The sequence below is a fragment of the Marivirga arenosa genome, assembly GCF_030503895.2.
In the GTDB taxonomy this organism is placed as follows: Bacteria; Bacteroidota; Bacteroidia; order Cytophagales; family Cyclobacteriaceae; genus Marivirga; species Marivirga arenosa.
Window position 1 is genome coordinate 753,920 of the sequence record NZ_CP129970.2, and the last position, 25,196, is coordinate 779,115.

Here is a 25,196-nt window from a genome sequence, read left to right on the forward strand (position 1 = left end):
TTCTCCACTCGTAAATCTATAATGCCTACTAAATAAATAGTTAAACGGTCACTTACAGCCTATAGTATAAATTGGATGATATAAGAATTGAAATAGTTTCATTTAGGTTTATATTATCTTCTACATTTAATTTAACCTTAGTATTAATTCAAAACTCTTAGCAAGTTTGATTTTATCAAAACAGTACGATCCATTTTATTACCTTTGCAATCCTAATTAAAGAAGATGAAGAAATTAATAAGTTTTGTTTTAAGAAATATACCACGAAAATACATACAAAGGGTAAGTGGTATAAGCTTGAAAATAATTGGACTTTTTTATAGAGGAAGCAATGTATACTGTCCAATTAACGAAAAAGGATACAGGAAATTTCTTCCCTATGGAAGAGTAAATCCGCGTGAAAATGCTTTGTGCCCTGATACTTTATCTTTAGAAAGGCATCGACTTTTATGGTTGTATTTGAAGAATAGAACAAATTTCTTTCAGGATAAATTAAAAGTGTTGCATGTTGCTCCTGAACAATGTTTTATGGATCATTTTGAAAAACTGCATGGTGATGATTATATCACTGCTGACATAGAATCACCATTAGCTAAAGTTAAAATGGATATTCATGATATACCATTTCCTGAAAATTCTTTTGATGTAGTTTTCTGCAATCATGTGATGGAACATGTGGATGATGATATTAAAGCCATGAGTGAATTACATAGAGTTTTAAAACCAGGTGGGTGGGGAATATTACAAATTCCTTTCTTTGAGCCCATTCCTGATAAAACTTTTGAAGATAATTCTATTACAGATCCTAAAGAAAGAGAAAAGATTTTTGGTCAAGATGATCACGTCCGTCTTTATGGGAAAGACTATCCTGATAGGTTAAGAAAAGCAGGTTTTAACGTGATAGAAGAAAATTATATAAACGAATTAAGTGAAGAAGAGGTAAGAAAATACGCACTTCCAAAGGGTGAAATCATTTATAGGGTGGAGAAATAATAACTACCTTAATCCTGTAGGTTTCGGTTGCTTAATATAAGTAAAGCTCTCTTTTATAAAACCGAGACCATAGGCGAAAAGTTGAATGAATGAGGTAACTAAACTTAAAGATGATACCAAGAAATCATTAGTTTTAATAAAAGCATCAATACCAATCATGATGTAGTATAAAGCAATAATTGCGGCCCCAATTTCAAACAAATTAATATTCCAAAATAAAGTAGAAATCCAAAAAGCTAGTCCTAAAACGAAAAATAAGGGTAAAAGATGAACGAGCTTCAATTCATTTTTATAGAATCGGAAAATATTAATTCTTCCTCTTCCGAAGAAAAATAATTGTTTATAAAACTGCCCCAATTTGGTTCTTCTTTTGTGATAAACTTTAGCGTTTGGTATTAAGCCAATTTTGAATCCGGCATTTTCAATACGAATACTAAATTCAATATCCTCTCCCATTCTGGTAATTAAGTAGCCCTGAGTTTTTTCGAACACTTCTTTAGAAATACCCATATTAAAACTTCTTGGCCTAAATTTTTCTAACTGCTTATTCCCTCCTCTTATACCCCCAGTGGTAAAAAACGAAGTCATGGAATAGCTAATCGCTTTTTGGATTCGAGTAAAACTATCTAATGCGGCATCGGGTCCTCCAAAAGCATCTAACTTTTCTTTATTTAGATGTTCTTCTACTTGTTCAAAATAATCATTTGGAATAATACAATCAGAATCGAAAACAATAAAATAATCTCCTTTTGCTTTTTCAAATCCAAAATTACGGCTAAAACCTTGTCCTGAATTTTCTTTAAAATAATACTGCAGATTTAATTTGGATGAATAAGCTTCACAAATATGATCACACTTAATAGTCGATCCATCTTCCACTACTATTATTTCAAAATTGCTGAAAGTTTGCTGGGTTAAACTTTCTAACAACTCTTCAATTTCATCGGGACGATTATAAATGGGAATAACTACAGAATAAAATCTCATCCGATTCCAATTTCTTCATCCACAATATAATCCAGCTTTTTAGGAGAGTTCATGGTAATCATTTCGCCTATAAACCCTGCTAAAAACAATTGTACTCCTACAATTAAAGCAACAAGAGATAAAAAGAATAGTGGCTGATCCGTTATTTCTCTTACCGGTAAATTATAATGAATTTCGTAAAACTTTCTGGCAATCACATAAAGGGTCACAAAGAATCCGAAAATAAATGAAAGTGTACCAAAAGCACCAAAAAAATGCATTGGGCTCTTTTTAAATTTTGAAACGAAGGTGATGGATAGTAAATCTAAAAAGCCGTAAAGAAACCTTTCGAGTCCATATTTAGTCTCACCATACTTTCTAGCTCGATGTTGAACCACTTTCTCTCCGATTTTTTTAAACCCATTCCATTTGGCTATAACGGGTATATAGCGATGCATTTCCCCATATACCTCTATATTTTTAACCACCTTACTTCTATAAGCCTTTAAACCGCAGTTAAAGTCATGCAGCTTAATTCCTGATATTTTTCGTGTCACAAAATTGAAAAACTTAGAAGGGATAGTTTTGCTGATAGGATCATGTCTTTTCTTTTTCCAACCTGAAACAATATCATATCCATCGTTTTGAATCATATCATAAAGAGCAGGTATTTCATCAGGGCTGTCCTGCATATCGGCATCCATGGTAATGACAACTTCGCCTTCGGAAGCTTTAAAACCGGTATGAAGTGCAGCAGATTTACCGTAATTTCTTGCGAATTTTAAGCCTTTTACTTGAAGCTTTTGTTTAGCTAAATCTTGAATTATCTCCCAGGAATTATCAGAGCTACCATCATCAATCATGATTACTTCATAGCTAAGCAAGGGCTGTTCTTTCATTACTCTTTCAATCCATTCCACCAATTCCGGAATAGATTTTTCTTCATTAAAAACAGGAATGACTAAACTTAAGTTATATTTCATGGCTGCTTTTGTTCAGGAGTACGCATAAATAATGAAACAATAGGGACTAATAATATTCCAATACCAAAAAAATTCCTGCATAACCTTAAAATAATATCGAAATTAGTTTGATTGCGAGATTCTAACAGCGACTCTTCAAAAAATTTATTGTCAAATTTCTCTAGTATTAGCTCTTTTTGTGCATAAACTCGCTCCACACTTAGCTCTCTATATTCATCAAAATAATTAACATCAAATGCATAGGAAATTATTGTTAGAATAATTGCATAATAAGAAATAAAGAAAATTATATATAACATTCCAATAGAAAATCCCTGCCAAAACCTTAAACCATCTGGATTAGCATCTCTAAAAATCTTTACGCTAAAAAATAAAAAAATAGCCAAAAGAGGTCCAATAAATATAATGTTACTGCTGTATACAACAGGATTTTTATCTAAAAATATTAGAATAACGAACATTAGCACCACAAAAACTATTGCTATTAAGCTAAATCTTAAGGGGCTTTTAATTAATAAATTCATGTTTAGGAATTGATATAATTTGAATCAATATATTGATTATTGTTATTGAACAGTGCAATAACTTTTGCAGTAAATTCAGTATTCATAAAAGGAGAATTATCACTTTTAGATTGATTGCTTTTAGAATCAAATGTCCATTTTTCATCTGTTGAGAAAATAGTTAAATCCGCTATTGCTCCTATTTCGATTTTATTCTCTGGTAATTTTAGAAGTTTCTTCGGATTTCTTTCAATACAGTCCAAGAATGTAGAAAGTGTAATTTTGTCTGCTAAATAGTGATGATATAATGGATATAAAAGTTGAGAACCCATAATTCCGAATTCTGCCAAATCAAATTCCATTTTCTTATGATCTTGATCAAATGGCTGATGAGAAGAAGCAATCACGTCTATAGTGCCATCATTTACTCCTTGAACTAAAGCATCGATATCTTTTTGAGTTCTTAAAGGCGGTAATACTTTATAATTAGTATCAAAATCTTCAAGGTTTTCATCATCCAATATCAAATGGTGAATATTTACATCACAACTTACTTTCAGTCCCTTTTCTTTTGCTTTCCTTATTAGGTCAACACTTTTGGCACTACTTACACAACTAAAATGAAGTCGACCCCCTGCATATTCTAAGAGATCCAAATCTCTTTTTACTACTATCTCTTCTGCTAAATGCGGAATACCTTTTAACCCTAATCCAGTGCTCACTTTACCCTCATTCATTTGCCCGAATAATGAAAGCTTATGATCTTGAGGAAAAGTAATTAGCAATCCATCAAACTTTTGTAAATACTGTAAAGATTTAACCAGTATATCACTATTCCATAGTGGTACAGAACCATCTGTAAAAGCAAGAGCACCTGCATGATGTGCATCTAACATTTCATTCAAATCTTCTCCATTACAATCAACCGTAACAGAAGCTGTTGGTAAAATTTGACTGGTTTGATTTATATTATGAGATAAAACGGTTTTGATATCTGCCTTATTTTGAATTACAGGTTTGGTATTAGGCATTAATAATGCTGCTCCAAACCCTCCTGCTTGAATCACATGAGTTAAGCTATCAAAATCTTCTCGATATTCTTCTCCTGGTTCACCAGAAAAAACTCTCATATCAACCCAAGAAGGCGAAGCGATTAGTTCATTAGCTTCAATAATTTTCTCAGCATCGAAATTAGAGGAAGGTTTAATGTCTTGAATCTTACCATTTTCAATGAGTAAATCAACAGTCTGATTATGCCATTCAGAGCTTGGATTTACAATTTTTACAGACTTGATGCAGGTACTCATATCTATTTTAGAAAGCGTATGATTAAAACTTCAGCTAATAAACTTAGCAAAGCTAATACTAAGAAGTATTTCCACAAAGGAAATCCTTCCTTGGTTTCAGCAATATATTCATCAATTGAAGAAAAATCATAACTTTCTATGATTTCAACATTACTTTGACCTTGAAATAACTCCTTTAATTTAGAAGTGGTATAATAACTATTTTCACTTTCTGCTTTCGGGTAATTTAATGCTAAAGGTCCTAATACTTCCTCAGTTTTAGTATTGATGATTTCATAAAAACCATTGTTAATATCATCAGTAGGTAAAATCAATTGCAATTGATTGGTACTTACTCGCTGATCTGGAACTAACTCTTGGTTCAGCTGCTTCAATTTAAAAATATCAGATGATGACAAATTAGAAGTATTTAGCTGGATCAAATCATCATTTAAATAACTGTACTGCACTTGATTTTCATTATTTTCCGAAAAAGCAATCTTATAAAAGACAGGTAAAAAGATGCCATGTCTGGTGAAATTCGTAAAATCCTCTTTCAGTGGACTAGAAAAAGCATAAATATTATCTTGAATCCCTACTACGGATAAAAAAGGATAAGTATTAACAAATGAGAGTAGATTTCTTCCTGATGTCCATCTCATAAATAGTCTTGATTCAGGCATACTAATATTGCCATCCAATGAACTGAATATATTTGTATAAAATGGATTTTGTATATCAGGAACAGAAAGTCGAATTGAATTTTCATTACTATTCTTAATAAGGCTGATATTGGAAAAGCCTAACTCTTCCAAAAAATTAAATTGATCAAAATTTGAATTAGGTATTATTACCAAGTTTTTTCCTTCTGCAGCATAGCTTTTTAAGGCTGAAGAAGCAAAACTGCTGAGTTGATTTCCAACTTCAAGTAATACCAAATCATAATTTTCTAAATTTTGATAAGAGAAATTAATTAATGATTCCTTTTCTAGATTAAAAAGATCTTCATTCTCAAAGAGAGTAGTGATTAATGTATTAGGCTCAGTAGCGCTTAATGACAAAACGTTTAATTTCTCTTGATTTATAACAGAAAAATAAAATTGATTATCAAATTCAATTTCATCACCTTCTAGCTTAATTTCATATTCTCTGACCTTTGTTTCCGCAAATCGCTTCAAAGGAAAATTTATTACTGAAGAAGCATTATCTTCCAAGCTGATTTGTTGAGTACCTTCTAATTGATCATTATTCAAAAGCGATAAATTCACATCTAGTCCATTCCCAAGTAATGAAATCCTAATATTTAGGCTTGCCGTTTCTTCAGCATTTTGATCAATCCAAACTGAATCGATAAATGCATTGGTTGGCTTTTCAAGGTAAGGTGGCATGAAAATAAAAGCCTTAGTAGTATCCTTAAAATAGTTAATATTTTCCGAAATAAGATTTTCTTGATAATCACTGAGAATTAATAGCTTTTTAGCATCCTTATATTCACTTAAGGCAGATTTTATATCAATAGAGCTTTTTGAATTTAAAATATTTGAATTTGAATAGGCAGGAATTAACTCACCATTTATATTAATCGCTTTTAAACTTTGTGGATATCGCTCATATAATCTATTAACATAGCCTATATTTTCATCAAAAATTGAATTCGATTTACCTTCAGTAAAACTTAAATTTGATGGTGTATCATCCACTAAAATCAGATTTAACTCAGAATTAGTAGCTTCATTTTCCCAAAAAGGTTTAGCGAGACTGAGCGTAAGAAAAATAATCAACAGTATTCTGGAAATTAAAATAAGAATATGTTTGAGCTTTCTACTTTTCTTCTCCTCTTCTTGAACTGCATTAAGAAAATATAGATTGCTGAATTTTAAAGTTTTATATCTTCTGAATTGAAATAAATGAATCAGAACAGGTATTAAAACCAAAAAAAACAGCCAAAAAGCATTGGGATTTGTAAAATTCATAGAACAGCCAAATTAGTGTAATAGATGAAATGAACCAATACTTTAATGTAATAATTAAGGTCTCAATCTCTAAAAAAAGATATTCCAAAAGATTATTCTAAATTATAAGGATAAATTGTATTAATTTACTTAAAATTGTCGGTTGTACAGCTTAATCAACCATTATTTTTGATTAATTTGATACATGATTTTAAATATTTTACTATGGAAATGAATTTACTGAAAAAAATCACTCTATTATTTTGCCTATCAATAGGGATTATATGGCAAAGTAATGCACAAAACACACGAATTACAGGGAAAATTATTGACGATGAAACCAAGGTTCCACTTATTGGAGTTAATGTGGTAATTAAAGGTAAGGTTTTAGGTACTACAACAGATTTCGATGGAAATTTTGATTTCTCTGTTAGCCTAGCCACTCCTATTACCCTTCAATTTAGTATGGTTGGTTACCAAACCCAAGAATATACTATTGATGAAAACAATAGCAGTACAGATATAAAAATAAGTTTAAAGGAAGAACTTCTGATGGGGCAGGAAGTAGTAGTTTCAGCATCCAGAGTAGAAGAAAGCATATTGCAATCACCCGTTTCCATAGAGAAAATGGATGTTTTAGCAATTCAGCAAACCCCTGCAGACAATTATTATAAATCAATAGGGTACTTAAAAGGTGTTGATGTAACTCAAAGTAGTATCAACTTTCAAATTGTAAATGCCAGAGGTTTTAACTCTACCGGTAATACTCGTTTTGTACAGTTAACTGATGGAATGGATACACAAGCTCCCGCCTTAAACTTTCCAATTGGTAACTTAAATGGGCCATCTGAATTAGATGTTGAAAGTGTAGAAATGATTCCTGGAGCAGCCTCGGCCTTATATGGTCCAAATGCATTTAACGGAATACTGTTAGTTAATTCAAAATCACCTTTTGAATATCAAGGTTTAAGTGCATTTGCAAAAGTAGGAATGAATCACTTTGGTGCAAATACTGAAGCAGGGGCTCCAGACACTCCTCAACCTATGTATGAAGCTTCTGTTAGATATGCAAAATCATTATTCAATGACCGTTTTGCTTTTAAGGTAAACGGAAGCTTCATGCAAGCCTTAGACTGGTACGCAACGGACTATACAACAGATCGAGAAGCCGGCAGACAAGGTAACTTATCATTTAATCCGGGTAGTGATTACCCTAACACAATGGGAGACGAAGCGAGTATTAGTGCTGCATTTTTAGCAAATGCAATTCAAACAGCATTCTCAGCAGATGGGACTCAAAACGACAATTCAACTTTCGCTAGTCTAAGAACATTGTATAGTGGAATCATGTTCCAAGGAACTGCTCCAAAAGACAATCAAAACTTTACTGATTATTTGGCTTTTGCACCAAATCAGGTAGTTTCAAGAACTCCTTGGGAAGAGCATCAACTTATTGATTATAATGCAAAGAATTATAAATTAAACGCTTCAGCACATTATAGAATTACTGATAATATTGAGGGTATCTACCAGTGGAACTATGGTTCAGGAACTTCTATATATACAGGGGCTCAAAGATATTCTCTGTCTAATTTTAGTATCCAGCAACATAAATTGGAATTAAAATCAACCGATTGGTTTATAAGAGGATATGGTACATTTGAAAATTCAGGAGACTCTTACATAACTGAGTTCTTAGGAAATCAAGTAAATGAAGCATTCTCAAGTAATAACACTTGGTTTGCTACTTATACAGCTAATTATCTAAAATACATAAGTAGAGACTATACACCTGCAGAGTTGGCTACACTTCAAGCAAATGATCCTAATGCATACATAAATTTACAAGAAGAAGCATTTAATGCAGCAAGAAATGCAGCTGACAGAAGTAGATTTGAACCAGGTTCTGATGCTTTTCAAGCTGCTAAAGAAAGATCTTTGGAATCTGGAACTGTTCCGAATGGACCTAATTTTGCTGACTTAACTAAAATGTATCATGCTGAAGCTCAATATGATTTAACAAACAAAATTGATTTTGCTTCAATTCAAATTGGAGGCTCTTTTAGATTGTTTGACTTAAATTCAAATGGTACTATTTTCCCTGACACCGTAGGTAATGATATTTCTATTGCAGAGTTTGGTGCATATGTGCAAGCAAGTAAAAAAGTTTTAGATGATAAATTAAAAATTACTGGATCTGCAAGAGTTGATAAGAATGAAAATTTTGATGCCGTATTTAGTCCAAGGATTTCAGGTGTATTTGAAGTTGCAGATAATAATAATATTAGAGCTTCATTTCAAACTGGTTTTAGAAACCCAACAACTCAGGGACAACATATCAATTTAAATATAATTTCAAGTAGGCTTCTTGGCGGACTTCCTGAATACGCTGCGACTTATGGCATTGGAAGTGATCCAAATATCTTTACCTTAGAGTCTGTAAATTCAATGATTAATAATTTATATGCTACTGGTAATTTTGATGAATCATTACTAGATAACGAGAATACCTTAAATTATCAATCAGTTCAACCTGAGCAAGTTCAATCATTTGAAGTTGGATATAAAAGTTTAATCAATAAAAAATTAATGATTGATGCGGTTTATTATTACAATCAGTATAATAATTTCATTACACAACAAAGAGTTAGAAAAGCTCAAACTAATCCAGATGGCTCTCCAAATTTAGGAAGTTTATTGCAAGGAAATGCAGATAATACTTTCCAAATATACACAAACGCATCACAACAAATTACTTCTCAAGGTGCTGCTATAGGAGTAGATTATGCTATAGGAAATGGTTACACAGTCGGATCTAACTACAATTGGAATGTATTAAATACTGAAAATGCAGAAGGTCAAAGTTTTGTTTTTGGCTTTAATACACCAGAACATAAAGTCAACGTGAAATTTGGAAATAGAAAACTAACCGATAAAATCGGATTTAATGTTGCTTACAGGTGGCAATCAGAATTCTTTTGGGAATCATCCTTCGGTGACGGGGTAATTCCAGCCTTCGGAACTTTAGATGCGCAAGTAAGCTATAAATTACCTTTTAAAACTATGCTTAAAGTAGGAGGTACTAATCTTACAAATGACTATTATATTCAAAGTTTTGGAGCTCCTAACGTAGGTGCTATTTATTATGTGTCATTGACCTTTGACCAATTAATGAATAGGTAGAATTCAAAAGAAACCAAAATAATCTAAAAAGGTGAGGATTTTATCCTCACCTTTTTTATGACCAATTTATATCGTCCCGAAAAAGCGTTACACAATAAATATTGTTATGAAAGAGAAATCAGTATGTTAAGCTAACACAATTAGAAAATAATTACGATTATTTAATTCAGGCATCTAATAAAATAATATTTTTTAAGATATTTTTAATTCATTCGGATAATTACTTCAATTTAAAAAGCCTTTCTAATTAAGAACCCAACTTCACATTAGTTTTCTCCTTTACCAACCAAACACCTTACTTTCTTATTTTAGCATATCAGTATAATATGTTATTGTATTTTTTTATATGGACAGCACTAAAACAAAAAAAGACCATCCTTTCGGATGGTCTTTCAATTATCAATTTAATACTATTTAAAATGCGTCAGCAACTACTTTAACATCAATGGTAATTGAACCAGTACCGTTAGTGTCGTTAACTTCAGCTACTTTTATTAATCCGAATAACCCTCCTCTAGCATCATCTAATTTGAAAGCAACTACACTACCTTCAACTAGGTTAGTAGCATCTGGATTTGCTGTTAATTCAGAATTTGCAACTCCTGCAACCTGTGCATTTGTTACTATGCCATCAAATTCAGCTGCACTTAATTCTGTAACTTGGAACCTTGTTGCATTTCTTGTCCCAAATATGCCACTTATAGATAAATTTTGAGTATCAAAAACTGCATCTAAAGCATCAGAATCGATTGCACCTAAAGAATTTTTATTGTCTTGACCCCAATAATATGCAAAATCAATTGAAGCGGAAACATCGATTGATGCATTATAACCAGTCCTAACATTTTCTATCGCATTATAAAAACTTGGATCAGTACTACCCTGTGCACCTAACAATACAGTTGAATATGAATTAGCATTAGATGAAACAAATCCTGCTACTGCATGAACTGTACCATTTCCTGTCACATTATCTGGTGAAACTACTGCAGCTCCACCAATAGATAATGTTGCATTCCCTTGAAATTCAGTTGGCGATACAGTTACTTCACCACCTAGTGAGGTTAAAGTATTATCACCTGATTGCAATTGTCCTTGAATATCAGATGCAGATAAATTATCTCCTGCAATAACATGATTTAAAATTACAGATTCTAAGAAACTTACATCTGCTGTTGATGGATCAATTCCAGCTCCTTCAAATACAGCATTAACTGGCGCGAATACCGTATAACTTCCTTGTCTGTTAGCAAGAATACCAGCAAATGGATCATCTCCTCTCTCCACTCTAGCTGCATCTACTCTTTGAATTGCTACTGCTAATGATGAGAAATCCGCTGCTAATAATACAGTCCCTGATACTGTACCTAAGATTGGTGTTAATCTAGCTCCTACTGATGGCGGAATTAAAACAGAATTTACTTCATGGATTAATCCAGAAGTTGATGCTATATCAGTTTCTCCTAATGTAATCTCTGGATTTGTAGCACCTGTCTCTAAAGTTCCATTATTTACTGTAATAACTTCGTCATTAAATGCTGTTGTTAATTCTCCAGATAAATCCGCTGCAGCAATTTCCTGACCTGGAACTAAATGGTAGGCTAATACTCCTTCAATAATATCTGGGTTAATGGCACTAATATCTTGTGGAAAGCCTGGAGTTTCTAATAAAGAAACAAAGGCTGCGTTATTAGGTGCAAATAAAGTTTTTGCTCCATCTGCATTTAGCGTACTTACTAAATTGGGATAAACTGATACATACTTTACTAGTGAATCATATCCACCTAAGTCAATTAGTGTATCAACAATATTATCTTCTGGCTCTGGCTCTGGATCATCACCATCACATGCAGTAAACGTAAATGCAGTCGCTAATACAAATAGCATAGCTAGCAAACTGCTCGTTGGTTTTAAAAATAAATTTTTCTTCTTCATAGTAGTTTTGTTTGTTAATTGTTGTGAAAATAGGTATTTAAACCACATTCTTAAAATATTGTTGCAAAAAATTATTATGCATAACGACTAATTTACATGAATAATATTCCGCAACTAATTGATTGACACTTTTTTATTGAAAATAGTTGTGAATTGACAATAAATAATTTTCAAAAGAAAAACCAATTGAAAAGGATTCAATTGGCCTTTCTCTAATCACATATAATTTATTACTTCAAATGTTGGTCTAAATAATTAATGTAATTATTCATCAGCAGTATATAGCTTGGATAATTATAAGCTACACCGTGAGCGCCTGGAGGAAAAATCTTTAAATCATGATCTTTTCCATTATCAATAAGTCCTTTTACTAATTGAAATGTATTTTGAACGTGAACATTTTCATCCATTGTACTATGTGCAATATACATATGGCCTTTTAAGTTTGGTGCATAAGTAGTAGAAGACGAATTAATATATCCTTCTTCATTATCTTCTTCTAAGCCCATATATCTTTCCGCATAAATACTATCATATAGTCTCCAATCGGTTACGGGAGCACCCACTAATGCTACATTGAATACATCTGGATGATTAAGAATGCTGAAACTACTCATATAACCACCGTAGCTATGTCCTCTGATTCCAATTTTAGAAGCATCCACATATCCTAATTCTACCATATGGTTTGCTGCTTCAGCAAAGTCTTGCGCCTCAGCATGACCTAAATTTTTATAAACCACTTTTTCAAATTCTCGGCCATAGCCTCCTCCACCTCTGTTATTTACTTGAATTACAACATAGCCATTGTGAACCAAATACTGATGCCAAGCACTGGCCCTCCATTCATTATAAACAGATTGAGCTCCAGGTCCACCATAAACATCCAGAACCATTGGGTACTTTTTATTTGAATCAAAACCAACAGGCTTATAAATTGCAATATCAATTTTATCACCTTCTGAATTAGTAAAACTAGATAATTCAGGAGTTATAAAGGCAACACTTTTTAGCGCTTCATTTACTCCTTTATTTTCTTCAAGCATTTTAACCGTTTTACCTGAAGCATTTTTCAAAGCCACTTTTGTTGGAGTGTTTACATTAGAATAACGATCGATAAAGTAAGTTGCTTCTGGTGCCATATCTATAGTATGACGACCTACCATATCAGTTAATTTCTTCTTACCCTTGCCATTGAAGTTAATTACATAAAGTTGGCGTTCTAATGGTGAATCTTCAGTGGAGCTGTAGTAGATTTTCTTTTTCTTACTATCAACAGCATGAACAAAAACCACTTCCCAATCCCCATTTGTTACTTGATTTTGTAATTCTCCTTCATAATTATACCGGTAAAGGTGAGCATAACCATCCTTATCCGTAATCCAGAAAAATTCTTTAGCATCCTTAGGGAAGAATGCATAATGCATAATACCTGCAAAGAAATCAAAAACATCAATCCATGCTTCAGACTCTTCTTCTAAAATCATTTGAGCTTTTCCATTATCAGCATCAGCCATATACATTTTCATATGCGTTTGTGCTCTATTCAAATGCATAACCGCTAATTTTGCTTTTTCAGCTGTCCAATAAATCCTTGGAATATATCCTTCCTCTAAAGGAACTTGCATCCACTCTTTAGATTGCTTTTCAACATTAATCACACCAATCTTAACAGTAGGATTAGTGTCCCCCACTTGAGGATAAGGCAATTCTACCCATTCTTTATGAGTACCTTGGTAGTCTGTCATTTGGAAAATAGGAACCTCTCTTTCATCTGACTGCCAAAAAGCAATATACTCACTATCATGAGACCATTCCCATGCCTGAGCTAATCCAAATTCTTCTTCATAAGCCCAGCCAAAACGACCGTTGTAAAAACCGTCTTCCGCATCATCAGTTAATTGGGTTTCCTTTTTTGATGCAAGGTCGAATACAAATAAATTTCCTCCTCTTTCATACCCTACTTTTTTACCATTGGGAGATAATTCAGCTGTTTGAGCATCCTTAGCTACTAAATCCAATGTTTTCTCCTCGATAGAATAGTAGTAATAATCTGAAACACCTGATCTTCTCCATACAGGACGGAAGTTAGTTTGAAATAATAAGTATTTTGAATCATCTGACCATTGAAAAGATACATATTCAAAAGGATCTTCAGAGCCTGGTACTTTCAAACCCTCAGTAGAAAAGATTAAAGTTTCTTCATCTGCATCTGGATTATATGATTTTATGATTTGAGCTCCATTCTCTCCTCTTTCAGTGAAAGAATAAGCTTCCCCATCGTTGATCCAATTAATATTTGTTGGTCCGCTGTTTCCGTTTAAAGGACGAGTGCCTGACATAGCCTCTTCAAAAGTGCTAAAGGTTTGTTTTTCTTGAGCTTGAACGGTAAAAGCCCACATCATTATAAGCAGGCCAAAAAGCTGCATTGATCGTTTCCTTATCATAATAATTTATTATTCGTTTAAATCGGCTTGAATTTAATAAAAATGTTCGGGAAATTAAGGCACTAATGTTGCTCAGAAAATTTATACCAAATCAAAACTGATGTCTTTTTTTGATTACCCTAAGTTTCCAATATCCCATTTTATAATAAGCAAAAGCAAGAATTGCGGCTAAGAAATTAGAAATCGGGAATGCCCACCAGATACCTTCGAATCCTAAAGATGTTTTATTCGATAGCATAAATGCAGTAGGGAAACGAACAATCCACAAACTAAAAACAGAAATGAGCATTGATGCCTGTGTGAAACCAGCGCCATTGAATACTCCATTTAAAATTTGCTGTACCCCTAGCAAACCAAAACTAGGCGCCATGATTTTAATAAATAATGCTCCGTTTTTAATCACTTTAGGATCATTGGGTATGAAAAAAGCTGTAATAGGTTCAGCAAAAAGAAATAGTAAAATACCAATAGCAGTAAGTCCGAAGAAGCCAATCTTATTACTTAAATCGCCTATTTTTTCTGCTCTCTTAATCTTATTCGCTCCAATATTTTGCCCTACTAAACTCGTAGTAGCAATAGCAAAACCCAAAGCGGGGACCACTACCAGACTTAAAATCCTAGCTCCTACTCCATAGGCAGCAACTACTTCACTTCCAAAGCTCGTTACGAGCATGATCATAAAAGTCATACCTGCTGCACGGCTTGATTGATCTAAGCTTGAAGGAATTCCTAACTCAAATAATTTTTTCACCCATAGAAAATCCCATTTCATATGTTTGAATTTAATTTGAATCCCCATTTTACCTCTAAATAGGATCAATAATCCAACAAAAGCAGAAATTCCTTGCGTAAAAACACTAGCCATAGCTGCCCCGGCAACTCCATTTCCTTCTATTGGTCCCCAACCGAAAATAAACAAAGGATCAAGGATCAGATTTAAAAATACTGTACCAAGAACAATAAACATAGGTAAGTACACATTCCCGATTCCCCTCATTAAGGACTGAAAAACAAAAAACATAAAAAGAAAGACGAAGCCAAAAGAGGAGACTTGAAAATAGCTAATAGAGTCATTTAAGATCTCTGGACCAGCCCCTACAATTTTCATTAGGGGTTCAGCAGAAAAAAAGCCGACTATTGCTAAAAGTATTGAGATGATGAATATGACTACAACCGTTTGAGAAGATGCATAATTGATTTTAATCTGATTATCTGCTCCTTTATGTTGAGAAACGATAACGGTACCTGCTAACGTTAAACCACCCCCTAGCGCTAGAATTAGAAACAAAATCGGAAAGCTTAAACTTACAGCTGCTACCGCATTGGCTCCTAGCCTACCTAACCAAAAAGTATCGATTAGTTGATAGGCAGTTTGTAAAACATTAGCCATGATGATGGGAAATGCAAGGCTTACCAATGAATTTAAAATCTTTCCTTCTGTATACTTTTTGGATTTTGCCATTAGGAAAGATACGGCTTTTTACCTTAAGCGTTGAGTTAAAAAACAATACTAAATCCTATTAAAAATAAATTAGGCAAAAAAGCCTATTTTTTCTCGTTAATTTGATTTAACTTTTAAATTAAAATTGAATAAACCATGGAAGACACTAAGCAAAAGCAAGTTGTAAAAAATCAAGTTGTGGATAATTCTTTCCAATCAAGTCGGAATTTTTTTGAAAGCGACCTGATTTTGAAAGAATATTTGAATAGAAAATTAAGTTCTGAAGGACTTAACTACATGAAGCCTATATTAACTAAAACTGGACGCTCAGCTGCTCAAAAAATGGATGAACTATCCTTAGATGCTGACAAAAATGGCCCTGAGTTAATAAAAAGAAATTTCTTTGGCGAAACGATTGATCAAGTAAAATTCCATCCTGCCTATGATCGCTTAATGCAAATTGCTGTTGACTCCGAGATGTTTAAAGTAAAATGGGACCCTCAATTAAAACAAAAGTTCTCTAAAGAACTGCATAGTCTGGGATTTTCTTCAGGCTACTTATACGCCATGAGCGAAATAGGTCAGTATTGTCCCCTTTGCATGACGGATGGGGTAGCACGACTGATCGATTTACATTGTTCGGAAGAGGATAAGGAAAGATTACTACCTCATATTCATACGACTGAACTAGAAGAATTCTTTACAGGTGCTATGTTTCTTACTGAAAAATCAGGCGGTTCTGATGTAGGTAGAAATCTAGTGAAAGCCAAAAAACAGCCTGATGGAAGTTATTTATTATCTGGTGAGAAATGGTTTTGCAGCAATGTAAATGCAGAATTGATTTTTGCTTTAGCTAGAACTGACGAAAATATAGAAGGGACGAGAGGCTTGTCTATTTTTCTTATAGAAAAACATTTAGCAGATGGAAGTTTGAATAAATTACCAATTGTTAGATTGAAAGATAAATTGGGAGTAAGATCTATGGCAAGTGCTGAATGCATATTGGATGGGACTAAAGCAAAGTTGATTGGTGATGAGTTCAATGGTTTTAAGATCATGACCGATATGATTAACCTTTCAAGACTTTATAATTCAGTAGCCGCATTGTCTGGAGCCAGAAGAGCACTAATAGAAGCTTACAACTTCAATCTATTCAGAAATAGCTTTGGAAAAACAGCCATTGAGCATACGTTGATAAAAGAGAAACTTTTCGAATTAGGCAGCCTTAATGTTGCGAATTTCTATTTAACGTGGCGAGCAATTGAAGCGCTCAATAAAGCTGATAATGGAGATGAGAAAGAAAAGCATTTAGGTCGGTTGATAACCCCTATGATCAAAAAATGGTCTGCTGAAAAAGCAGTATATATCACCCGAGAAAGTATGGAACTAATGGGAGGAATAGGCTATATTGAAGATGGAGTTTTGCCTAAAATTATGCGAGATGTAATGGTACTTCCTATATGGGAAGGTGCAGGTAATATTATGATTTTAGATATGCTCAGAGCAAGTTTTAAATCTGATGGCCTCAAAGTAATGATGGAAGAAATAAAATCAGCTTTAGGCATAAATCAGGAATTTGATAATGTTATCTTGGAGCAATTAAAAATGGTAGAAAGTAAAATGAACGCTCTTTTTGAAATGAAACAAGAAGAATTAGAGCTTCATGCTAAGTATTTCTTCAACAAGCTTACAAGGGTTTTTCAACTATGCATTATTTTAAAGAATTGGAATAATGATAACGAAGCTTGGATGAAACCTACGGCACAATATTTAAAATCAGAATTAAATAATGAGGAAAATATAGCGGTCAGAGATGTTGATGAAATCAAAGGCTTAATAGCATGGTCAATTTAATAATCTTTAATTATTTATGGTTTTAGATACGGAATGCAATACAGTTTACTTTTCAGAAAAATTAAAAGAGAATTTCCCGGATGAATTTGCCTTGATTTGTGAAAAATTAGCTCCATTTGAATATATCAACATCAAATTATTAAAAGGGACAAAAGATGAATGGGCCAGAGACTACATGCCCATTCAAACACATGCGAAACGTTTATTAAAATTTCGCTATCAACCTAGTTATGAGCCCAGATCAAACTGGACAGACCCAACAACTGTCATTAAAGAAAACAATCTAAAATGCCGTTTTTCAAAACATAACATCAATCTAGATGGAGGCAACATCATAAAATGGAAAGATAAGGTTATTATTTCAGACAGGGTTGAAACAGAAAATCATATCTACAAAGATGATCCTGATTTACTCTACCAAAGAATAGCTGATGACCTAAAAACAGAAGTACTGAAAATAAAAGCCCATGAAGAAAAAGATGATATGACGGGCCATATTGACGGCATGATGCGTTTTGTAGATGGCAATACTCTAATTGGGAACGACCTAAATCAAGAATATAAAGCAATCAAAAATTCAATTGAGAACTTATGTGAAAAGAATAATTTCAAATACATCAACATGCCTTTCTTCACAGATCATGAAAATCACTATTCCGCTATAGGAATTTATGTAAATTTCCTTGAAATAGCAGATGTTATTCTATTCCCTATCTTTAATCACCCAAAGCAGAAAAATGAACAAGCACTTCAAATCATCCATGAGGCTTTTCCAAAAAGAACCATAATCCCTATTAACATAGATGCAATAGGGAAACATGGGGGATTGATGAATTGCATTAGCTGGTGCTTAAAGGAGTAAGTTTTAAACCATAGGCTTTTTTAAACTTTGAAGCTTTTCAATAAGACTTTGCTCATCACCAAACTGTTCTATTGTAAAGCCAATCGCACTAGTCTTTTTTCTAAGATTTGATGCTGCCACTTTTGACATGATCTCTGAAGGATCTAGAAGCTGTGCATGAAAAAGCTTTTTACCATTTAAGTGTTCAAGAACTGGAGGAAAAAGATTATTGAGCACCCAGTCCTGAGCATCTAATGAAATTATACCCATTTTTCTTATGTCTGCAATTAAATTAGTAGTATTTAGTTGTTTAAATGCTTGAACTACACTTCCATTAATCAATATAAATTCATCCATTGTTTTCACTTTACTTTTATATTGTAAGAAAAGTGCGTCTAAATTTTCATCGTAATAAACGCAAGCTGAATCATTCTCGAAAAAGATTTTTGATTTTTCCATATCCCCTATTTTTATTGAATTATCATATAAAAATAGTATTTATTATTCATTAACCAATATTTAATTTCAATATTTAAACATTAGAATAAAGTCGCTGAATCTTTCTTTCTTATATTCAAGCTGCCTTCATATTTTCAGCTTTAAGTTTAATTGATTCAATTAAAGAAGAAACTAAAATATACTAAAGTTTGTACTTTTGCGGAGTCCATTTAATTATTAGACTAACCATCTAAATAGTTAGATAAAACGACATCATTAAGTTCGCTTTCAAAAATGCTAATGATCAGAATTAAAACAAATGTTTTCTTTTTCATAATCATTCTGAGCTCTTTTTTGAGTTCAAATAGGGTCATGAGTCAATATAATTTTCGATACAATGGGTCCTTTTCACTAGGTTCAAACTCGGGGATGGCATCTTATACCTTTAAAATGAGCGATCAGGATACCATTAAAAATGGAGCTTTCGAATTTATTAAATCTAATCCTGAAAATTTATTTCATAAAAACGATAGCTATCTTTCCATTAAAGGTGACTTTATAAATAACCAGCCAAGTAATAATTGGGAATTTAAATTTGGAGAGTTTGAGGCTACAGACAGTAGCTATTTAGCAGATTATCAGTATAGGGTAAATATTAGCGGAAAGCAAACTCATGCTAACGGGCGTCTGAAAAACGGTAAAGCTGATGGCATTTGGACTCATGTCACCTTTAAAATTGAAAATTCAATCGTTAAAGATACCGTTTTTAAAAGTAGCCTTTCTTTTAAAGAAGGTGTACCGCAGCAAAGTTTTAGAATTCAAAACGAAAATGAATTTCTGGCGGGACGGTTTTTGAGAAAAGGATTAGCACACGATAGATGGGAATTATATTCCACTGAAAGTATTGAAACTACTGAGGCATGGGAATTTTCAGAAGGCTTATTAAAAAGCATTTCAATCAATCAATATGATAGCATTCAATCTTTTCCAATCTACAATGACCAAATAGAAGTTAGTGAAATAATGAATCTCGATGAGAAATACTTATCTATTATCCATATTCAACAACGCTTGTCCTCTACTTCTAGAGATACACTTCCATCCGGAATGTTATCTATGCTTAAAAAAAATACAGGGCATTATCAAAAGATAGAGAAGCTATTGCAAGAGCTGGGAGAAATAGATTTTATGCCAAAATTTAAGGTGAAAGTGGCATTTTATCCTTTGCTTGAAAATGAATTAGCTTTGCTTGACTCAGCTGCGGTATATTCTCAAAAAGCACAGAGTATTTCTGATAAATTGCTTAAAAGCACTCAGCTCAACTTATTAAAATTCACTGATCCTGAAGTATTTTTTAAATTAAAAGCAGTACAAGCCATTAAATCTAATCATTTGAAATTCATTGGTGATTTCATGCAGTACTATGAAAAAGGATTACTTGAACATATCAAAAGAGACAGTTTGCTTAGCAAGTTATGGACTTACGAGTCTCAGATCTTTCCTATTGAAGTGAAATATGAAGAGGGGGATAGCCTAAAATCTAGCATTTTTTCTGTCGAAAATTTTACATTTTATAAAGATGAAATAGGACTAGAAGCTATTTACTCTTTGTGCGAATACACTTATTTATACACCCTATCTTTAAAAGAAAAACTAGAGCAAAAATTAAAAACCAAAGAGCTTCAAAATGAATTACAGGATTTAGAATCAGGATTAATTAACGAATCCAACTCTTTAAACAAGGTGATAGATTCACTTCAAGAGAAAACCTCTGGAAATGACAGTAAGCTATTAACAGCAATAAAATCTTTCTCTAACGAAGCCTTGAAAAATTACTCCTCTATTTCAGATATAGTGGTAAAGCAAGAAGAAGCTAAAAACCTGAAAGAGTGCATGATTAATTTGAAAATGCTAGCTAATCGCATTAGTAGTCTGAAAAGTCAACAAAAAGAAATTGAAAACTTATACATAGATGAAATTTGGAATCCATTCACTTCAACTGTTATGAGTGAAGAAGTTAAAAGTCGAATTGTTGAGTCTTACACTAAAATCCTTATCCCATTTATTAAAGATGAAATTAAAAATCATCTAGCATGCGATAATGTAGTCAGCTTATATAGGTTAGAGCAAAAAATTTACGACCGAATGCTGGAGTTGAGAGAAGAAGATACAGAAAAATTAGAACGGAAACTTCGAAAAGAAAAAGATCCAAAGAGTATCCTCACACTGTTTGAAATTGATGCAAATTATAAATCCGAATTAGAATGAGCAGAAATTTTCAAATAGCGATTTTCAGCCTTTTCTTTCTCTTCTGCCATATAGAAAAAAGTTTTTCACAGGATGAAGAAAAACCTACTAAGGCGAGCTATAAAGATCCTACAACCTTATTATGGTTAAATACTTATGGCAATGTTAGGATTTCAAACCGTCTATTCTGGATAGCCCAAACACATTTACGGTTTCAAGAAAGTGAAAACATCCCTTTTGCCGGACAAATTGCTCAAGTTTATAACCGACATGCTATCAGTTACTTATTTTCAAAACAATTAAATGTTAGTTTAGGAGGCGTATTGCGAATTAATTTTAATCCTAACGATAATCTTGATGATTTAAATGAAAAAAGATCTGTAGCTGAATGGCGAATCTGGCATCAATATCAGTTTGCCATGCCTTTTGATCGCTTTATGGTATATCACCGTTTAAGGTTAGAGCATAGGTGGACCCGGACTTATGAAAATAACAGTGATTACTTTTTTAGAAATAGGTACAGATATATGCTTAAATTTAAAATTCCACTAAATAAACCCAAATTAGGGCCAAGAACTTTTTATGTATCACCAGAAGCAGAATTGATTATGCAAAGTGGTGAAAGAGTGGTCAATAGCCCTATGGAAGATTTAAGACTTCACTCATCTGTAGGCTATATCATAAATTCCAGAGTAACCGTTGCAGCTGGCTTAATGTATTCTCAAGGCCAAGATTTAAATGATGGTTCCATTTATGGTCAAAAATGGACTAGTCGTTTTCATATCTATTTCTCGCCTGACATTAGAAGGGTGAAAAATAAAATTCCTGAAATCCATACCACCGATTAATTCACAAAGAGCAATTATATATGCAATACAAAAAAGTAAATATCTCTTTAACACTTGCCGCTATTATAGCTGCTGGTATTGCGGTATTCTTTTATATGAATAATATAAGTCTTGAGATGAAATTGGCAGAAAGTAATGAAAGAATTAATAAGACTGATTCGCTCTCTATTTATTTTACCATTGGTGAAATTGATTCATTGCTTTTTAATGAGAGATATGAGGAAGCTTTGCAGGCCTATAAGGCTTTTACATTGACTCCCGACAAGCAAGATTTAAGCCCATTTATCAGCGCAAGAATAAAATTAGCGAAACACATCTTAAGCTTGAGAAAAGAGTTGAAAGCAAAAGATTCATTCAATATAGGAAATAATGATACCATCATAACTGAAAGACTTGCTGACCCTGAAGAAATAAGACAGTATGATTCTTTGCAATTTGCACTCACAAAAATTATGCTTCAAAATGAAAACCTGAAAAAACAATTGAAGCAAAAAGAAAGTGGAGAGTACTTAGTATTTGAATTAAATAAAGGAAATAAAGTTTATTATGTAGGAGCCGTGAAGAATGATCAAGCAAACGGCAAGGGAGTTGCTATTTTTGATTCCGGAAGTCGATATGAAGGCGAATGGGAAAATAATCAACGACATGGTGAAGGTTCGTTCTATTGGCCCGATGGGGAATATTATATAGGTGAATTTAAAAATGATAAGAGGTCAGGCAAAGGAACTTATTATTGGCCAAATGGTGAAAAGTTCACGGGCGAATGGGCAGAAAATAAACGAAATGGTAAAGGAATTTTTTATAGCAAAGAAGGTGAAATTGTAGCCCAAGGCATTTGGAAAGATGATGATTTAATAGACGTTCAGAAGAAGTAAATCTCTTATTCTTTCATGAAAAATAAGGGACTTGAATTTATTCTTACTTTCCGATACAAAACTTACTAAAAATATTCGTCAGCAAATCATCTGTGGTGATTTCTACTAGGAAACCAAAGGCATGGCGAATATCCATCCATTGTTAAGAAATCGCCTGTTATAATATTAAACCTTTTTTAGAGAATAAATCGAAATATTATGTGAAAACCCAAGAGTAAGGAAGCAAAAAAGCTTATGTATATTAAAAAAAATTTGACAAATCATCCTGCCCCTACAACTAAAGCTATAGATAAACTTAATCCAATTGTAATTCCTAAACCCAGACCAAAACCTTGCCATGCCTTTTTTCTTTTTTTCAATATTGTACCTGCTTGAAATCCGTTAATGTAACTATTTGATGGGCTTTCATTTTGAATAAGTAAATTAGCATTAGGAGGAATTCCAGCTGTAATAACTGTAGTAGCTAGACCCAAAGGTGGTAAAATAAAAGTTGTAATTGAAGTCGCCATTTTAACTGATCTTCCATTATATATCTTAAATCCATCTTGAAATCCTGACAAATATGCTTTTTTTGAATCTGCTTCATTGTAATTTTCTACAACGAACTGTTCCACAATACGATAGGCATTTAATGAATCAAGTCTTCCAGATTCAAATTCTACATAGAGAACTTTTGAAATCATTAGTTCATATAAAGGAGAAATTTCATCATTTCGAGTGTAGATCAAACTCCCCTCTTTTATTTCTTTTATTGAACAATTAATCTCAGAGGAATCCTTCAGAAAAATAGTATCCTGTGAAAGTGATTCAAATGCAAAACATGAAAAAAATAATACTATTAAGTACCTCATTTAATTAAATTATATCCTACTCCAAAATTCAAAATAAATCCAGATATTCTTGATCTAATATTATCTAATTCAGTATTTAATGATATTTCATAACCTATTTTAGAATTAATGTTGAATCTATCAAAATTAAAACTTAATCCCGTTTTAACACTTGCAACTAGACCAAATAAAACCCTACTCTGATTTCTAAGATAGTCTTCTAACAAGAAAGGATTCGGAATAGAATTATTATTTTTGATTAATTCAGAGGCGCTTTCAACTACCACACTACTACCAAAACCAAGTTGAAAAATCCAACTAAAATCAGAGCTTTCTAAAATTACAATTTTTGGGATAAACTTATAAGAATAATATCTAAGCTGAACAGTTAAATCATAGGACCCGTAAAAATCTTGATATCTAGCAAAAGCTGTTGAATTGACATAGTTAAAATCAAACCCTACGAATAGTTTTTCAGACGAGGGATAAAATATTTCAACCCCTAAACTAGCTGAAGGACCAAATTCTTTTTGCCCCTTGAAATCTAATCTACTTTTTATAAGAGCATCGCTTTCATATAAGAAACTAGCATTATTAGGATTAATAAACATTATTCCTGTTTGTAAATTTAGATCTAATCGAGGATTAGGTAGATTTATATATTGTGCATTAGCTTCATAATAAAATGAGCAAGAAATAAGTAATAATATAAAGTATTGCTTCATCTAAGAAATATAGTTGTTGATTTGGTTTCAAATCGGTTGGAATAAGTTAACAGTAGTAGTTGATCTGTCTCAGTTCCCCAAGTAAATTCTAAAGACTTCCCTCTTTTAAATAAATATTTCTTTTTGACTGAAGAACCAAAGATATTTGAGATTTCAAAGACACTCGGATTTGCTCCCCCTTTGGTCTCGTATTCAATATTAATATTACCATTAATTAAACGAGCATCATTTATATGAATATCACCAAGATTCTCTTCAACAAAGTTTAAGCTCTGTTGAAAATGAAAAGTACCATCAATATACCCAAAAAAAGAGGCTAAACTATTTTCATCATCGTCTTGATAATCATCATGTGGAGTAATTAAAATAGAAACATCATGTCTACCATTTGCAAATTGAGACAAATCTACGATACAATTTATTGAATAATTTGATATTGAGCTACCGGTAAAAAATTGACCATCAATATAAATTTCGAATGAAACGTTTACAATTTCTTTCCCTGAAGCTGACTCATATAACCTAGCGAGGTCAGAAGCTAAAAAGCACTTTCCAAAATCTGATCCATCATTAAGTCCAATATAATTCATTGAATATGTAGATATTCCTTTTTCTAATTTATTTTGAAATGGATCAAATTCATCTATGGTTCTACATCCAAAAAACTGAAAGAAAAGTAATAATATAAATAATCTTGACACACAGATATTTTTAAAAAATAAATATACCTCTATTAATTTAAATTAAACATAGAGAAAATTTTAAATAAATACTAATTCGTATTTAATTATGCGTACTAGACTCGAATTTGAATACCGTATGAAGTACTTTGAGACTGTTTATATTAAA

The 25,196-nt window shown here is 32.5% G+C and carries 19 protein-coding genes; 7 read left to right on the forward strand and 12 right to left on the reverse strand.

Features of this window, described 5'->3' with window-relative positions:
* The first annotated feature begins 225 nt into the window (after positions 1-225).
* Positions 226-993: a class I SAM-dependent methyltransferase gene (locus tag QYS48_RS03295; protein ID WP_302103706.1), complete on the forward strand. Its 768-nt coding sequence runs from the start codon at positions 226-228 to the stop codon at positions 991-993.
* A 3-nt stretch (positions 994-996) separates the two neighbouring features.
* Here the strand turns inward: QYS48_RS03295 and QYS48_RS03300 are convergent, their stop codons facing one another.
* From QYS48_RS03300 to QYS48_RS03320, 5 genes are read right to left on the reverse strand one after another with little or no spacing between them, the layout of a single operon-like run.
* Positions 997-1,980, reverse strand: coding sequence for a glycosyltransferase (locus tag QYS48_RS03300; RefSeq protein ID WP_308357499.1), 984 nt, complete (start codon positions 1,978-1,980; stop codon positions 997-999).
* The gene (locus tag QYS48_RS03305) at positions 1,977-2,942 is read right to left on the reverse strand and encodes a glycosyltransferase family 2 protein (protein WP_308357500.1); all 966 of its coding nucleotides are present in this window, start codon (positions 2,940-2,942) and stop codon (positions 1,977-1,979) included. The genes QYS48_RS03300 and QYS48_RS03305 overlap by 4 nt, the downstream gene beginning before the upstream one ends.
* On the reverse strand, positions 2,939-3,466 hold the full coding sequence (locus QYS48_RS03310; protein ID WP_308357501.1) for a DUF4199 domain-containing protein: 528 nt from the start codon (positions 3,464-3,466) through the stop codon (positions 2,939-2,941). The genes QYS48_RS03305 and QYS48_RS03310 overlap by 4 nt, the downstream gene beginning before the upstream one ends.
* Before the next feature lie 2 nt (positions 3,467-3,468).
* The gene (locus QYS48_RS03315) at positions 3,469-4,752 is read right to left on the reverse strand and encodes a dihydroorotase (RefSeq protein ID WP_308357502.1); all 1,284 of its coding nucleotides are present in this window, start codon (positions 4,750-4,752) and stop codon (positions 3,469-3,471) included.
* Positions 4,753-4,754: 2 nt separating this feature from the next.
* Positions 4,755-6,704 carry a BatA domain-containing protein gene (locus QYS48_RS03320; protein WP_308357503.1) on the reverse strand — a complete coding sequence of 650 codons (1,950 nt, stop codon included), beginning with the start codon at positions 6,702-6,704 and terminating at the stop codon, positions 4,755-4,757.
* A gap of 204 nt (positions 6,705-6,908) precedes the next feature.
* Between QYS48_RS03320 and QYS48_RS03325 the strand changes: the two genes are divergently transcribed.
* Positions 6,909-9,866 (forward strand): TonB-dependent receptor, encoded by a 2,958-nt coding sequence (locus tag QYS48_RS03325; RefSeq protein ID WP_308357504.1) that lies wholly within the window; start codon positions 6,909-6,911, stop codon positions 9,864-9,866.
* A 414-nt stretch (positions 9,867-10,280) separates the two neighbouring features.
* On the opposite strand, the gene QYS48_RS03330 is transcribed toward QYS48_RS03325, so the two are convergent.
* The 3 genes from QYS48_RS03330 to QYS48_RS03340 form a co-directional block, all read right to left on the reverse strand.
* The gene (locus QYS48_RS03330; RefSeq protein ID WP_308357505.1) at positions 10,281-11,801 is read right to left on the reverse strand and encodes a fasciclin domain-containing protein; all 1,521 of its coding nucleotides are present in this window, start codon (positions 11,799-11,801) and stop codon (positions 10,281-10,283) included.
* 230 nt (positions 11,802-12,031) lie between these two features.
* Positions 12,032-14,248, reverse strand: a complete 2,217-nt coding sequence (locus QYS48_RS03335; RefSeq protein ID WP_308357506.1) for a S9 family peptidase — start codon at positions 14,246-14,248, stop codon at positions 12,032-12,034.
* Positions 14,249-14,339: 91 nt separating this feature from the next.
* A complete protein-coding gene (locus tag QYS48_RS03340; RefSeq protein ID WP_308357507.1) occupies positions 14,340-15,710 on the reverse strand; it encodes an MATE family efflux transporter in 1,371 nt (456 codons plus the stop codon).
* 135 nt (positions 15,711-15,845) lie between these two features.
* Between QYS48_RS03340 and QYS48_RS03345 the strand changes: the two genes are divergently transcribed.
* On the forward strand, positions 15,846-17,543 hold the full coding sequence (locus QYS48_RS03345; RefSeq protein ID WP_308357508.1) for an acyl-CoA dehydrogenase family protein: 1,698 nt from the start codon (positions 15,846-15,848) through the stop codon (positions 17,541-17,543).
* A 16-nt stretch (positions 17,544-17,559) separates the two neighbouring features.
* Positions 17,560-18,405: an agmatine deiminase family protein gene (locus tag QYS48_RS03350; RefSeq protein ID WP_308357509.1), complete on the forward strand. Its 846-nt coding sequence runs from the start codon at positions 17,560-17,562 to the stop codon at positions 18,403-18,405.
* Positions 18,406-18,408: 3 nt separating this feature from the next.
* On the opposite strand, the gene QYS48_RS03355 is transcribed toward QYS48_RS03350, so the two are convergent.
* A complete protein-coding gene (locus QYS48_RS03355) occupies positions 18,409-18,843 on the reverse strand; it encodes a hypothetical protein (protein WP_302127543.1) in 435 nt (144 codons plus the stop codon).
* Between the two features lie 351 nt (positions 18,844-19,194).
* On the opposite strand from QYS48_RS03355, the gene QYS48_RS03360 reads away from it, so the two are divergent.
* From QYS48_RS03360 to QYS48_RS03370, 3 genes are read left to right on the forward strand one after another with little or no spacing between them, the layout of a single operon-like run.
* Entirely contained in the window at positions 19,195-21,090 is a 1,896-nt protein-coding gene (locus QYS48_RS03360; RefSeq protein WP_308357510.1) for a hypothetical protein, read from the forward strand.
* The gene (locus QYS48_RS03365) at positions 21,087-21,917 is read left to right on the forward strand and encodes a DUF2490 domain-containing protein (protein ID WP_308357511.1); all 831 of its coding nucleotides are present in this window, start codon (positions 21,087-21,089) and stop codon (positions 21,915-21,917) included. The genes QYS48_RS03360 and QYS48_RS03365 overlap by 4 nt, the downstream gene beginning before the upstream one ends.
* Before the next feature lie 20 nt (positions 21,918-21,937).
* Positions 21,938-22,792 carry an MORN repeat-containing protein gene (locus QYS48_RS03370; RefSeq protein ID WP_302103687.1) on the forward strand — a complete coding sequence of 285 codons (855 nt, stop codon included), beginning with the start codon at positions 21,938-21,940 and terminating at the stop codon, positions 22,790-22,792.
* A gap of 260 nt (positions 22,793-23,052) precedes the next feature.
* Here the strand turns inward: QYS48_RS03370 and QYS48_RS03375 are convergent, their stop codons facing one another.
* From QYS48_RS03375 to QYS48_RS03385, 3 genes are read right to left on the reverse strand one after another with little or no spacing between them, the layout of a single operon-like run.
* Entirely contained in the window at positions 23,053-23,643 is a 591-nt protein-coding gene (locus QYS48_RS03375; RefSeq protein WP_308357512.1) for a hypothetical protein, read from the reverse strand.
* The gene (locus tag QYS48_RS03380; protein ID WP_308357513.1) at positions 23,640-24,347 is read right to left on the reverse strand and encodes a hypothetical protein; all 708 of its coding nucleotides are present in this window, start codon (positions 24,345-24,347) and stop codon (positions 23,640-23,642) included. Before QYS48_RS03380 ends, QYS48_RS03375 begins: the two co-directional genes overlap by 4 nt.
* Complete coding sequence (locus tag QYS48_RS03385) at positions 24,344-25,048, reverse strand: hypothetical protein (protein WP_302103684.1); 705 nt, start codon at positions 25,046-25,048, stop codon at positions 24,344-24,346. The genes QYS48_RS03380 and QYS48_RS03385 overlap by 4 nt, the downstream gene beginning before the upstream one ends.
* Positions 25,049-25,196 lie beyond the last annotated feature (148 nt).

Excerpts from the sequence above, each read along its gene's own strand:
- QYS48_RS03295 (WP_302103706.1), top strand. The coding sequence starts at position 226 with ATGAAGAAATTAATAAGTTTTGTTTTAAGAAATATACCACGAAAATAC.
- QYS48_RS03300 (WP_308357499.1), bottom strand. The coding sequence starts at position 1,980 with ATGAGATTTTATTCTGTAGTTATTCCCATTTATAATCGTCCCGATGAA.
- QYS48_RS03305 (WP_308357500.1), bottom strand. The coding sequence starts at position 2,942 with ATGAAATATAACTTAAGTTTAGTCATTCCTGTTTTTAATGAAGAAAAA.
- QYS48_RS03310 (WP_308357501.1), bottom strand. The coding sequence starts at position 3,466 with ATGAATTTATTAATTAAAAGCCCCTTAAGATTTAGCTTAATAGCAATA.
- QYS48_RS03315 (WP_308357502.1), bottom strand. The coding sequence starts at position 4,752 with ATGAGTACCTGCATCAAGTCTGTAAAAATTGTAAATCCAAGCTCTGAA.
- QYS48_RS03320 (WP_308357503.1), bottom strand. The coding sequence starts at position 6,704 with ATGAATTTTACAAATCCCAATGCTTTTTGGCTGTTTTTTTTGGTTTTA.
- QYS48_RS03325 (WP_308357504.1), top strand. The coding sequence starts at position 6,909 with ATGGAAATGAATTTACTGAAAAAAATCACTCTATTATTTTGCCTATCA.
- QYS48_RS03330 (WP_308357505.1), bottom strand. The coding sequence starts at position 11,801 with ATGAAGAAGAAAAATTTATTTTTAAAACCAACGAGCAGTTTGCTAGCT.
- QYS48_RS03335 (WP_308357506.1), bottom strand. The coding sequence starts at position 14,248 with ATGATAAGGAAACGATCAATGCAGCTTTTTGGCCTGCTTATAATGATG.
- QYS48_RS03340 (WP_308357507.1), bottom strand. The coding sequence starts at position 15,710 with ATGGCAAAATCCAAAAAGTATACAGAAGGAAAGATTTTAAATTCATTG.
- QYS48_RS03345 (WP_308357508.1), top strand. The coding sequence starts at position 15,846 with ATGGAAGACACTAAGCAAAAGCAAGTTGTAAAAAATCAAGTTGTGGAT.
- QYS48_RS03350 (WP_308357509.1), top strand. The coding sequence starts at position 17,560 with ATGGTTTTAGATACGGAATGCAATACAGTTTACTTTTCAGAAAAATTA.
- QYS48_RS03355 (WP_302127543.1), bottom strand. The coding sequence starts at position 18,843 with ATGGAAAAATCAAAAATCTTTTTCGAGAATGATTCAGCTTGCGTTTAT.
- QYS48_RS03360 (WP_308357510.1), top strand. The coding sequence starts at position 19,195 with ATGAGTCAATATAATTTTCGATACAATGGGTCCTTTTCACTAGGTTCA.
- QYS48_RS03365 (WP_308357511.1), top strand. The coding sequence starts at position 21,087 with ATGAGCAGAAATTTTCAAATAGCGATTTTCAGCCTTTTCTTTCTCTTC.
- QYS48_RS03370 (WP_302103687.1), top strand. The coding sequence starts at position 21,938 with ATGCAATACAAAAAAGTAAATATCTCTTTAACACTTGCCGCTATTATA.
- QYS48_RS03375 (WP_308357512.1), bottom strand. The coding sequence starts at position 23,643 with ATGAGGTACTTAATAGTATTATTTTTTTCATGTTTTGCATTTGAATCA.
- QYS48_RS03380 (WP_308357513.1), bottom strand. The coding sequence starts at position 24,347 with ATGAAGCAATACTTTATATTATTACTTATTTCTTGCTCATTTTATTAT.